Annotated in this window: 10 protein-coding genes; 5 read left to right on the forward strand and 5 right to left on the reverse strand. The window is 68.2% G+C overall.

Annotated elements, in window-relative coordinates; translation table 11 throughout:
- The first annotated feature begins 18 nt into the window (after window positions 1–18).
- Window positions 19–3,342, forward strand: a complete 3,324-nt coding sequence (locus tag ACZY08_RS06160) for a BTAD domain-containing putative transcriptional regulator (protein ID WP_463743665.1) — start codon at window positions 19–21, stop codon at window positions 3,340–3,342.
- Here ACZY08_RS06160 and ACZY08_RS06165 read toward each other — a convergent pair.
- Window positions 3,332–4,036 carry a hemerythrin domain-containing protein gene (locus ACZY08_RS06165; RefSeq protein ID WP_463743666.1) on the reverse strand — a complete coding sequence of 235 codons (705 nt, stop codon included), beginning with the start codon at window positions 4,034–4,036 and terminating at the stop codon, window positions 3,332–3,334. The two genes, ACZY08_RS06160 and ACZY08_RS06165, sit on opposite strands and share 11 nt — an antisense overlap.
- A gap of 134 nt (window positions 4,037–4,170) precedes the next feature.
- Between ACZY08_RS06165 and ACZY08_RS06170 the strand changes: the two genes are divergently transcribed.
- Entirely contained in the window at window positions 4,171–4,986 is an 816-nt protein-coding gene (locus tag ACZY08_RS06170; RefSeq protein WP_463743667.1) for a DUF5718 family protein, read from the forward strand.
- Here ACZY08_RS06170 and ACZY08_RS06175 read toward each other — a convergent pair.
- On the reverse strand, window positions 4,983–5,318 hold the full coding sequence (locus ACZY08_RS06175) for a hypothetical protein (RefSeq protein ID WP_463743668.1): 336 nt from the start codon (window positions 5,316–5,318) through the stop codon (window positions 4,983–4,985). The two genes, ACZY08_RS06170 and ACZY08_RS06175, sit on opposite strands and share 4 nt — an antisense overlap.
- On the reverse strand, window positions 5,315–6,871 hold the full coding sequence (locus tag ACZY08_RS06180) for a Rieske 2Fe-2S domain-containing protein (protein ID WP_463743669.1): 1,557 nt from the start codon (window positions 6,869–6,871) through the stop codon (window positions 5,315–5,317). The genes ACZY08_RS06175 and ACZY08_RS06180 overlap by 4 nt, the downstream gene beginning before the upstream one ends.
- Before the next feature lie 90 nt (window positions 6,872–6,961).
- Here ACZY08_RS06180 and ACZY08_RS06185 point away from each other — a divergent pair, with 90 nt between their 5' ends.
- From ACZY08_RS06185 to ACZY08_RS06195, 3 genes are read left to right on the forward strand one after another with little or no spacing between them, the layout of a single operon-like run.
- Complete coding sequence (locus ACZY08_RS06185; RefSeq protein ID WP_463743670.1) at window positions 6,962–7,753, forward strand: lysophospholipid acyltransferase family protein; 792 nt, start codon at window positions 6,962–6,964, stop codon at window positions 7,751–7,753.
- 7 nt (window positions 7,754–7,760) lie between these two features.
- Window positions 7,761–8,522, forward strand: coding sequence for a lysophospholipid acyltransferase family protein (locus ACZY08_RS06190; RefSeq protein ID WP_463743671.1), 762 nt, complete (start codon window positions 7,761–7,763; stop codon window positions 8,520–8,522).
- On the forward strand, window positions 8,519–9,346 hold the full coding sequence (locus ACZY08_RS06195; protein WP_463743672.1) for an HAD family hydrolase: 828 nt from the start codon (window positions 8,519–8,521) through the stop codon (window positions 9,344–9,346). Before ACZY08_RS06190 ends, ACZY08_RS06195 begins: the two co-directional genes overlap by 4 nt.
- A gap of 4 nt (window positions 9,347–9,350) precedes the next feature.
- Here ACZY08_RS06195 and ACZY08_RS06200 read toward each other — a convergent pair whose 3' ends face one another.
- Together ACZY08_RS06200 and ACZY08_RS06205 are read right to left on the reverse strand one after the other, a co-directional pair.
- Window positions 9,351–10,955, reverse strand: a complete 1,605-nt coding sequence (locus ACZY08_RS06200) for an N-acetylmuramoyl-L-alanine amidase (RefSeq protein WP_463743673.1) — start codon at window positions 10,953–10,955, stop codon at window positions 9,351–9,353.
- A 125-nt stretch (window positions 10,956–11,080) separates the two neighbouring features.
- Window positions 11,081–12,028 (reverse strand): hypothetical protein, encoded by a 948-nt coding sequence (locus tag ACZY08_RS06205; RefSeq protein ID WP_463743674.1) that lies wholly within the window; start codon window positions 12,026–12,028, stop codon window positions 11,081–11,083.
- Window positions 12,029–12,195 lie beyond the last annotated feature (167 nt).

Genomic DNA, 12,195 nt, shown 5'->3' on the forward strand with positions numbered 1-12,195 from the left:
GCGGCCCGGCACAGGGAAATGACTGCGGACGCCCCGGTGCGGGTGAGGGTGCTCGGGCCCGTACAGGCCTGGGTCGGCGACGATCCGGTGGATCTGGGCGCGCGCCTGCAGCGGGCGCTGTTGGCGCGTTTGGTCGCCGCGCACGGCCACACGGTATCCGTCGACCGGCTCATCGATGATTTGTGGGAGGGCGAGCCGCCGCCCAAGGCGTTGTCGGCGCTGCAGGTCTACGTCTCGCATCTGCGGCGGGCGCTGGAGCCGGGGCGGCAGCGTCGGGCCCCGGCCCGCATCCTGGTCAGCGCTGCACCCGGTTATTGCCTGCGACTGCCGGTGGATGCCGTCGACTCCTGGCGGTTCGAAGCGAAAGTCACTGCGGCATATGAGGAATCGGACGCACAGCAACGGGTGTGTCTGCTCGACGAGGCGCTGGCCGACTGGTCGGGAGATCCGTTCGCCGGGGCGGGCGATGTGCTGTGGGCGGCCCCCGAGATCGCCCGGCTGACCGAGCTCCGCCTGGCCGCGGTGGAAGCGCAGGCCGCTGCCCAGGTGGAACTGGGCCGGTACGGCACCGCCATCGCGGCGCTGGAACGACACGTCGGCGAGCGTCCGGGCCGGGAAGGCGCCGCGGCCGTGTTGGCGACGGCGCTGTATCGGACCGCACGCCAGACCGACGCGCTGGAGGTGTTGCGGCGCACCCGGGACCACCTCGTCGACGAGCTCGGTTTGGAACCGGGCCGGACGCTACGCGACCTCGAGCGCGACATCCTGCGTCAGGCCGACCATCTGGAGCCGTCCCGACCGTTGCAGCCGGCGATACCGGAGATCGTCGCGCCCGAGGGCGCTGAACTGGCCGCCCGCGGCCGTACCGAGGAACTCGCCGAAATCGACTCTGCCGCAAGCGCTGTCGCCGCCGGCCGCAGCGCGGTGCTGTGGATCGGGGGCGAAGCGGGATCGGGCAAGACCACCCTGGCGGCCGCCGCGACTGCCCGGTTGCGGGCGGCGGGCTGGCGCACCGTGCTCGGCCGTTGTCCGGAGGTTCACGGTGCGCCGGCGGGGTGGGCGTGGACCGAGGTGCTACGCGAATTGATTGACACCGCAGCGCAGGTGGACGACGCCAGGCAGGCGCTGGCTCCGCTGCTTCACGACGTCGCCGCGGTCGAGCCGGGCACCTTCTGGTTGGGGCATGCGGTGGCCGATGTGCTGAGCACGATCGCCGGCAGTCAACCGCTGGTGGTCGTCCTCGATGATCTGCACCGTACCGACGGTCTGACGTTGGAGCTCCTGCGGCTGGTGGCCGACCGGATCAGGGATCTGCCGGTGTTGGTGATAGGCACCTATCGCCCGTCGGAGGACCGCGGCGAACTCGAGGTGGCGCGGGCGGCACTGACGGTGCACACCGCCGCACATCTGATACTCGACGGTCTCGACGCCGCGGCCACGGCGGCGCTGGCAGCCGACCACGGACTGACCGCCGCCAGCGGCGAGGCGCTGCGCCTGCTGCGTGAGCGGACGGGCGGCAACCCGCTGTTCGTCCGCGAACTGGCCCGGCTGATGGTCGCCGAGGGGCCGGACGCAGTGTGGGCATCGGTGCCGGTTGGAGTTCGAGATGTGTTGCGCCGCAGGCTGGCCCGGCTACCCGGTCCGACCGTCACCGCATTGCGCCAAGCCGCGGTGCTGGGCCGCGACATCGACGTCGACCTGCTCGCCGAACTGGGACGCAACGACCCCGAGGATTTGCTCGACGCATTGGAACCGGCCGTCCTGCTCGGTCTGCTCGACGAGCCGGCGCCGGGCCGATTGCGGTTCGCCCACTCGCTGGTTCGCGACACCCTCTACGAGGACACCTCGAAGTTGCGGCGGTCGCGGTTGCACGGTGCCGCTCTGGAACTGTTGCGCGCACCCGGCCGGTCGGTCGATCCGGCTGCTCTCGCACACCACGCAGTCGCATCGGCGACAGCAGAAACTGCTTTGACCGCTACGGCTTTCGCAACAGCAGCGGCTCGCGAGGCCGATTCGGTGGGGGCACACGCCGAAGCGGCCAGACAATGGCGTGCCGCCGTGCAGATGCTGGAGTTGGCAGCCAGCCGCCGGTTGCGGCCCAGCGCCGACGGCCTGGAACACGAGATCGACGCCCGGTGCGGGCTGATCTCCGCACTGGCCCAGTCTGGAGACGCCGTCGCCGCCCGCATCGAGTTGAAGGCTGCGCTGCAGTTGCTGAAGGGGACGTCGCGCGACGACCTGATGGTGCGGGTGCTCACCGCATGGGACACCCCGTTGGTATGGCGGGACCGCGAGTACGACGAATCGGATGCCCAGATGATCGGCCTGCTGCGCCGGGTGCTAGACGGCGGGTCGACGAAAATCACTGCGGCCGACCGGATCAGACTCCTCAAGGCCCTCTACGTGGAGTCGGAGGGCACCGATCCCGACGGGGCACTGGCCGCCAGCACGGAGCTGCTCGAGTTGGCCCGACGCGCCTACGCCGAGGATCCGGCATCGTCGGGCCGGCTGCTGTGTACCGCGCTCAACGTCCGGGCATACTGCGCGCTGGGGCCGGATCTCGACGCCGAACGCGAAGCCACCGCCGCCGAATTGCTGCAGACCGCGGAGGCCACCGAGCAGGCCGACTATCAAGCTGTGGCGCACTGGATGCTGTCGCTGGCGGCCGGTCACCGGTCCGATCTGGCGACCGCGAAGCGGCATGTCGACATCGCGGTGGCCCGGGCCGGCACCGGGCAGCTCGTCCACCTTCTGGGGGTGCTGGGACTGTTCCGGGCCCGGATGTACCTGCTGGCGGCACGATTGGACGACGCGGTGGGCGCCTACACCGACCTGGCGGCCCGCATGGTCGAGAACGGGGCCGCCAACGGGGCGAAGCTGGCGATGGTGGGCCGGGTGACGGGCGAATTCTGTCTCGGCGACCTCGGTGTCCTGGCCGACGAGTTGGTGTTCTTCTACCGGGAGGTCTCGGTTGCCGCGCTGGACGCCGCGGTTCTCGCGCTGATCGCGCGGGGCCGGGAGGCCGAGGCTCGCGAGCTGTGGCGGGACCGGCAGCCGATCGAGCGGGCGTACTTCTGGCTGCCGTTCACCGTGCTGCGCGTCAACGCGGCCGTGGCGCTCGGGGATGTCGAGGAGGCCGAGGCCCGGGCAGCAGACCTCGAGCCGTATTCCGGGCGTATCGCCGGACTCGGTGTCGACGGGCTGATGGTGGGCCCGGTCGACGAGGCCCTGGCCGCCGCTGCCGATGTGCTGGGCCGGCCGGATCGGGCGCGCGCCTACCGGGAGGCCGCCTCGGTGCTACGGGACCGGCTGGCGGCCGAAGCGCAGCGCTTCATCGACTGACACCGGCGGTGCCGAAGACCGCCCGCTCCCGGCGCCGATGCAGCAGCATCAACCCGGCGAGTAGCACCCGCAGTCCGATCCCGACGTCCTGTGCCAACACTGCGCGCTCGTCGTCGGTCATCACCGCCACCGAGCGCGGACCGTCGAACGACATCCGGCTGCCGTCCCGAGCGGCTTTCTCCACCGTCGCCCAGTCCGCCACCGAGACGTGTTCGGTGACCAGGGGGAACACCTCGATCTCCTCGTCGTTGATGTGCTCGGTGAGGAGGACTGCCAGTTCGGCCAGTTCGATGGCCATGAGGCCGGCGACATGGCGGTCACCCATCGACAGCCGAAACGCCGCGGCGCGGGCCCGCAGCTGCTCCAACCGTGGTTCCAGAGCCGCGTGGTCCTCGATCAACTCGGTGAGGTCCACATGGTCGCCGACACTGGCCCGGATCACCGGCCACAGCACCGCGTCCTCGGTGGTGTGGTGATGGTGGATGGAATCACAGAGCAACTCGACGTATCGGGAGATCGCGCGGGCACGGCCGGGTGTGCAGATCACATCCCGGTCGCGCACCGCCGCAGCGAGGTCGCTCAGGCGGAGCAGGTCGGCCAGCATCGCGCGGTGGGCCACCGTGATACCCAGCAGGTCCGGTGCGGGATCGCCCGCGCGACGAGGTGAGCCGCTGGTGGTAGTTGTTGTCGGCACTGGGGTACTCCTCGGGTCCAGCCGATCCTGCGCGGATCGGCACTGTGGAGCACAGCCTGGTACCGGCCACTTAAGCGCGACTTGTTACCGGCTTGGCGCGGCCACAGCAGGGCGGCCACAGTAGGGTTGCAGCCATGATCGATATCGACCTTGCCGAATTGCGCAACTGGTTCGGCTTCGGCGTGGCCGGTAACTTCGCGGGGCACCTCGAACAGGCCGGAGAGGCCGGGGATTTCGTCAAGGTGGTTACCGAAGGGTATGCGCCCAAAGGTATCTTCCCGTGGTACGCACCAGGCCGGGACGACTTCCTGGGTGAGTTCCCGCTGTCCAGCGATGCCATCGTGCTGCCGGAGGCCGGTGAGGTTGACGGCCCGCTCAACCTTCAGATCGAGCCCGAGGTCGGAGTGGCCTGCCGCGTGGTGTGGAACGGCGATACCGTGGTGCGCCTCGAGCCGTTCGCCCTCGGCGCCTTCAACGACTGCTCGATCCGCCGGCCGGGCGCACCCAAGATCAGCTACAAGAAGAACTGGGGCCCGGCCTCCAAAGGCGTTGCACCGCAATTCTTCGAGATCAGTGACCTCACCCCGGACGGTCCGACCGCCACCATGCGGCTGGTCTGCTATCTGAGCGAGGACGGCGGCCAGCAGCACGCCTACGGTGTGGATTCACCCCTGGTGGGCTACTCGTATTACGGTGAGGTGCTGCTGGACTGGATCGTCGAACGGCTGGCCAACCAGAAGGGTTCGGCCGATACGCCGCTGGAGGATGTCGGCGCGTTGATGGTGGCCAGCGGTCACCCCGAGAACGTGCTGATCGGCATCGGTGCCACCCGTTACACCCCGCTGGGTGAGTCCACCTTCCTCAAGCCGGGGGATGAGGCCATCGTTCGGGTGTACGACAGTGCTTCCAGCGCGGCTTCCGAACTGCGGCAGGTGGTCTCGGCGCGCTAGTCGCCGAGCAATTCTTCCAGGCGGGCGACGAACTCGTCCGGACGGGCCGGAGTGAACGCCGGCTTCGGATAAGTGCCCGGCACGTCGAGGGTGATCAGCGTCGACCGCAGGGGACGGTGCACATCCAACGGCAGCCAGCGGCGCAGATCGGTGCTACCCCACAACCGGAAGCGTTGCATCCACAATCCCAGTGGGGTGGCCTCGTATCCGCTGATCGACCGCAGCGGGATCACCTTCGAGGTTCCCGATGGGAAGTGGTAGCGCCGCAACGTGATCGCCTCGCGATCCAGCTGGATCAGGCCGTCGTCGTAGTACTGGCGCGGGGCGGTCATGACTTGCTGCACCGCAACTCGTGACCCTTGGTGGTCAGGCACTTCCCGTTCTCCAGGTTCCACTGCCAGCCGTGCAGGTTGCAGGTGAGGGTGTTGCCTTCCACCACACCGAATTTCGACAGGTCGGCCTTCAGGTGCGGGCAGCGGCGCTGGATCTGGAAGCCGTCGAGGGTGATCGATGAGGTGTCGTCGTGGGCCTCGGCGAACCAGCCGTCTGCGTAGGCGATGCGCTCATCGGTGAGGCATTTGAAGAACGTGTACAGGTATTCGTTGTAGCCGCCCACACGCCAGGCTTTGAACCGGGTGGACAGAAAAATGGTGTTGACCCAGTCCGGTTCGTTGTCGCGTAGCACGGTGCGCACCAACTCGGGTGGGATCGCGAAGCCGTAGCGGAACTTCTCGTCGGCGATGGGTTCGCGGACAAGGCGTTTCGGGAAATCCAGGACCACGGTCTCGCTGTGGCCGGGGCCGGACAGCCGCAACTCCACCGGGTAGCCGATGCCGTCGCAGATCTGGTCGGTCTGGCTCATGATCGGCTCGAACAGCGCCCGCAGTCCGGGCAGCAGGGGTTCGCCGGCCGCCGGCGCCCACGAGGCCTTCTCCGCAGCCAGCACCGGGGCCATTCGTTGCGCGAAGTCCTCGATGTAGGCGGCCTTACCGGTGGTGAAGATCGTCTCGGGGTCCTCCACCGGGTGGGTCAGTGAATTGAGTTGGGACCCGGTGAAATCGGCGGTGCTGCCAGGGATCATCAGCAGGCCGCCGTCGTGACCGTGGCGACGCATCTGGTCGAGGAACACCACCTGGTCGGGGAAGATGTTCGCCGGGTCGTCGTGGTCGTCGTTGAGGTCGCGTAGTTCGGGATCCAGGAAGCACGGCGGGCCTGCCGACGGGATCACCCAGGTCGCTCCGACCTGGGCGATGTATTGGCGGCACCGGTCCATCTGGCGCTGCCGTTTCTGGATGCCGAAGGCTTCCTTGGCCCGCGCAGGCATGTCGTAGACCATCGGGTACCAGATGGCCCCGGAGTACTGCAGCATGTGCACGTCGACCTGCCCGAAGTCTGACTCCAGGACTTCAAGGTCAACGGGTCGCGCGTCGTTCATGTTGAAGGCGACGGTGTCGCCGTCGTCGACCACGAGCCCTGAGTCGCCGATCGGGCCGTCTGCGGGTGCGCGCAGCGCGATGATCATCACGTCGAGGTCACCCTTGGGGCCGCTGACGGTGTGCTTGACCGAATCGGTGGTCTCGAAGAACCGGTGAAAGCCCAGGGCGGCCAGTTCGCGTTGCAGGTCGGGCACCGGGAAATCGGGCAGCAGCACCACGGCGTCCTTGTTGACGTGGCGGCGCAGGTTCTCCGGGTCGAAGTGGTCCTTGTGCAGGTGTGAGACGTAGAGGTAATCGACATTTCCGAGAGCCGCCCAGTCCAACTGCGTGTTGTCGGGGAACGGGAACCAGGAGGCGAAGTACGCGGGGTTGACCCACGGGTCGCACAAAATGCTGCCAGCCTTGGTCTCGATCAGGAAGCCGGCATGCCCGACGCTGGTGACCTGCACAAACGGCCTTTCGATGGAGTGCTTTGATGCCCGACCAGCCTAGCCCGAGTTGGGTGACGGGCCGATACGGGCTGGGATTAGGCTGGCTACGTGGAACCGGTGTACGGGACTGTCATACAACTCGCTCGGCTGACCTGGCGTATGCAGGGGCTGAAGTTCAACGTGACCGGGGTGGAGAACATCCCGGTGACCGGCGGTGCGGTGGTGGCAATCAACCACACCAGCTACTTCGACTTCACCTTCGCCGGCTTGCCTGCCTACCTGCAGAAGCGGGGCCGCAAGGTGCGGTTCATGGCAAAGAAGGAAGTTTTCGACAACAAGATCACCGGACCGATCATGCGCAGCCTGCGTCACATCGAGGTGGATCGTGACAGTGGGGCCGCCTCGTTCGAGGCGGCTGTCGACAACCTCAAGGCCGGTGAACTGGTCGGGGTGTACCCCGAGGCGACGATCAGTCGCAGCTTCGAGATCAAGGAATTCAAGTCCGGCGCGGCGCGGATGGCGATCGAGGCCGGGGTTCCGATCGTGCCGCACATCGTGTGGGGCGCACAGCGGATCTGGACCAAGGGGCACCCCAAGACGCTGTACCGGCCCAAGGTGCCGATCTCGATCGCGGTGGGCGAGCCGATCCAGCCCACCCTGCCGGCGGCAGAGCTGACCGGACTGCTCCATTCGCGCATGCAACATCTGCTTGCCCAGGTGCAAGACGCCTACGGGCCACATCCGTCCGGCGAGTTCTGGGTGCCGCACCGGCTGGGCGGCTCGGCGCCGACGCTGGCCGAGGCCAACCGGATGGATGCCGAGGAGGCTGCGGCGAAGGCCGCCAAACGTGCACTGGACGGACCTTCTGGATCTTCTGGACCCGCCGGGGTCTCGGGGTAAATCGCGTATGGAACCGGTCTTCCGAAGTCTGGAGATTGCCGCCCGGCTCGCGGTCAGGGCCACCGGAACCCGGATCACCTTTCGTGGGTTGGACAACCTGCCCGCCACGGGTGGCGCCGTCATCGCGATCAACCACACCGGCTACGTCGACTTCCTACCTGCGGCGCTGGCCGCCACCGCACGTGGCCGCCGGATGCGCTTCATGATCAAGGCGGAGATGGAGCAGGTGAAGGCGGTGAACTTCCTGATCAAGCACACCGGGACGATCCCGGTGGACCGCCGGGCGGGAGCCGGCGCCTATGCCGCGGCGGTGGAGGCGCTGCGTCGCGGCGAGCTCGTCGGGGTGTACCCGGAGGCGACGATCAGTCGCAGTTTCGAGCTCAAGGATTTCAAGACCGGCGCTGCGCGCATGGCCGTGGAGGCCGGTGTCCCGATCATTCCGCTGATCGTCTGGGGCGCCCAGCGCATCTGGACCAAGGACCATCCGAAGTCGCTGGGGCGCAAGAAAATTCCGGTCACCGTCGTGGTCGGTGAACCGATGCGGGTGGCAGGTTCGGTCGACCAGATCGACGGCACCCTGCGGGCAGCGATGTCGTCACTGCTGGATCGGGCCCAGCAGTACTACCCCGAGCCGGCCGGGGCGTACTGGGTTCCGAACCGGCTCGGAGGAAGTGCGCCGACGCCTGCCGAAGCCAAGTCGCTCGACGAGGCGGAACTGGCCGAACGCGCACGCAAGCGCGCCGAACGTGAAGCGACGGGGAAAAAGTGACGGGTGCCGAGCGGACGCCGGGGTTGATCGCCACCGACGTGGACGGAACGCTGCTCGACGAGGACGAGAAGGTCACGCCACGCACCCGCGCGGCGGTCCGGGCCGCGGTCGAGGCGGGAACGACGTTCATCTTGGCGACCGGACGGCCGCCGCGCTGGATCGCGCCGGTGGTCGACGGGCTCGGCCTGGCGCCGATGGCGGTGTGCGCCAACGGCGCCGTGATCTACGACCCGGCCACCGACCGCATCATCTCGGCGCACACGCTCTCGACCGACGTGCTCGGCGAGCTCGCCGAGATCGCCACCCGGGTGATTCCGGGCGTGGGGCTGGCCGTGGAACGGGTGGGGCGTTCGGCGCACGATGCGGCGACCCCGCAGTTCGTCAGTTCCCCCGGATACGAGCACGCCTGGCTCAACCCGGACAACACCGAGGTATCGGTCGAGGATCTGCTCAGTGCCCCTGCGGTCAAGCTGCTCATCCGCAAGGCAGGCGCGCGCAGTGCCGACATGGCCGCTGAACTTCTCAAACACATTGGGTTACAAGGCGATATCACCTATTCGACCAACAACGGTCTGATTGAGGTGGTGCCGCTGGGCATCAGCAAGGCCACCGGTGTCGCGGAGTTGGCCGCTCCGTTGGGGCTCACCGCCGCCGACGTCGTGACTTTCGGCGACATGCCCAATGACGTGCCGATGCTGAGTTGGGCCGGGCGGGGTGTGGCGATGGGCAATGCCCACCCCGACGCGGTGGACGCGGCCGACGAGGTCACTGTGACCAACACCGAGGACGGCGTGGCCCGGGTACTCGAACGCTGGTGGTCCTGAGCGGTCAGGTGATCGGGGTGAAACGCTCCAGTTGCACCGGCTGCTGATCGGGTGAGGGTGGGGGCAGTTCCACCGGCACACCGTCGACGACGCGGGTGACGCTGCCCTTCTCCCGGTCGAAGTTCAGGGTGCCGTGCTGGAAGTTCTGCACGATCCACTGCGGCTCGGGGATCTCCGCGCTGGTCGGCAGGCCCAGGACGCCGCGCTCGAAGCCCAGCGAGCCCCAGGCCTCATAGATGGCACCGGACACCGGTTGGGCGCCGCTGTCCGGCGACCAGTACACCGCGCCGCGCTCGAACGTGGCGTAGCGGGCGGCCCCTTCGCCGGTGGTCTCGGGCGAGGTCGGATTACCCAGCAGGCCCGCCGGCCCACCTGCCGCCTGCCAGCGGTTGTAGATGGCGCCGCCGCGCATCTGGTCGGCCAGATCCTCGGGGCCCGGCGGCCGGTTGAAGCGGGCGGCGATGTCCCGGATGTGGCCCATCTGGGCGTAGGCCGCGTTACCGGGGCAGTCGGTGATGCCGACATCGCGATGGGTGAAGATCGTCGGCAGTGTCGGGGTGGCTCCGCGGGGGAAATGGGTGAACGATCCGCCGGCGGAGGTCAGCACGACGGTGCCGTGCGGGTCGATGCGATCGAGGCCCAGGCGCCAGCCCAGCAGACGCCCGGTGTTGCGCACCTGGATCTCGGTGGGCGGCACGACGTCGAAGTCGCCCAGCATCGCCACCCCCCAGGTGTCGATGTTGAAGCCACCGGTGTGGGAACCCTCGACGGGCTTGTCCATGCCGCCTGCGCGGCCCTCGAATACCTGGCCGTACTTGTCGACCATGGCGTTGTAGGCGATGTCGCACCAGCCCAGCTCACGGGTGTGGTACTCGTAGATCGACCGGATGATGCCTGCCGAATCTTCGGGTGCGTAGTCGTTGCTGCCCGCCGTGTGATGCACGATGCCCGCGCGGATGCCCTTGTCGTACACGGTGTTTCCGCAGCGCATCGACTCGTTGGCGCCCCACTGCGCACGGCTGATGATGGTGGGCGGCTGGCCGGGGTTGATGGCGGCGGTCGGCAGCGGGCCGACGTCGACGGGGGACTGGGGCGGGCTGATCAGCACCGCGGTGACGTTCTGGCCGATGGGTGCTTCGACGTTGGCCGGCACATAGCCCAGTGCGGGTTTCGCCGGTGTCTTTCCGGGGCGCGGGGCGGGCGCCTTGGGCGCGCGGGTGACAGCGATCTGGACGGTGGTGGTGCGGCCGACGAATACCGGTTCGGTGCCGCGTGGGCCGGGAGTGTCGGCGCCGACCCCGTCGAGGTTCTCGGCCTGGTACCAGGGGCCCCAGGTGCCGTCGTCCTCGCGGGCGCGGACCCGGGCGGAGGTGCCACGGAGGTCCGGAGAGGTGAGCGCGACCATCGAGAACGGGCTGTCCTGATGGACCTCGCGGATGCTCTCTCCGACCGCAAGATTTTCGAGTGGTTGCTGTGTGAGCTGCGGTGCAGCATTTGCCGGTTCGGGTTGTTCGCCGGAATCGGTTCCGGAGATGGCCCACGGCACGATCACGACCGTCGCCGCGAGTGCGGTGAAGAGAATCGACGGCGCGGAACGGCGGGACTGCACGGACTGATGTTACGTATGAGTCTGGTGTTACGAATGATTCGACACGGTCCGCGCGTCGTTTTAACCGGCAACGGCACCGCAGAGCCGATGGCTTCTGCGGTGCCGTTCTTCTAACCGGGCTTTCTCTACGGGGCGGGCGGTGCCGGGACCGGTGCGGGCACCGGCGGCTTCATCGCCGAGGTGATCGCCGGCATGACCATGCCCTTGAGCAGGTCGATGGCCTGACCGGCGCCGAGCTGCTGAGCCGCGCTGGACAGGTCGCCGAACAGACCGCCGCCGCCACCACCACCGGTGGCCGGCATCGCGGACAGCGACGGATCGGCACCCAGGAGCGGGTAGGTGCCCGCGCTGGGATCGAGCCCGATCGGAGCCGAGATCGGCACTTCGCCCGGAGCGCCCAGACCGCCGGACAGCGACGGGTCGAGGCCCGCCGGCGAGGTGGTCAGGCCCGTACCGCCCAGGGAAGTGGGGGACGTGGTCAGGCCACCCGGCGCGCCACCGGCCGGCGTCAGCGCCGGGTTGGTGAGCGAGCCGGTCGGCGGGGTCAGCGCCGGGTTGGTCAGCCCGCCGGGTGCGGCCGGAAGCCCGGCCGTCGGCGACGTCAAACTCGGCGTCGCACCATTGGGGCTGGTCAGTCCCGCGTCAGGGGACGTCAGACCGGGCGAGGCGAGCCCCGGCGAGGTCAGCCCCGGCGACGTGAGACCGGGCGAGGTGAGTCCGGGAGACGTGAGGCCCGGGTCGGTCAAGCCGGGCGCGGTCAGCCCTGGCGATGTCAGCCCCGGGGACGCCAATCCGGGAGAGGTCAGGCTCGGCGAGCCGAGTGTTGGGGTCGGAGAGGTGCCGCCCAGCATGGGCATCGGCGGCAGGTTGACGCCGAACTGGGACAAGCCCTGCGAGAGGGCGGACATCAGTTCACCGGGAAGGTCGGTGACCAGCGAGGCCTGGGTGAACTCCCGCTGCTGGGGCGCGGGGGACAGCTGGGACATGGCAACTAGGGCGACTGGACTTGCGACTGCCACTGCGGCGACTGCGCTCATGGCTGTCGAGAGCTTGCGTCGACGGCGGTTCGGCACGGAAGTCTCCTCAATATGTTTGCAGTTAAGGACTGCATTTCGGATTGCACGGGGTGCTCTCCGCTTGCTTGATCGGCGGTTCCGGACCAGTTGGTGTGAAGCCCATGAATGCCAACGAGATCGATGTTAAGGCTGTTACTCATGGGACTGAAGTGACGATATTGAAT

The organism is Mycobacterium sp. IDUB_9 (assembly GCF_055419505.1).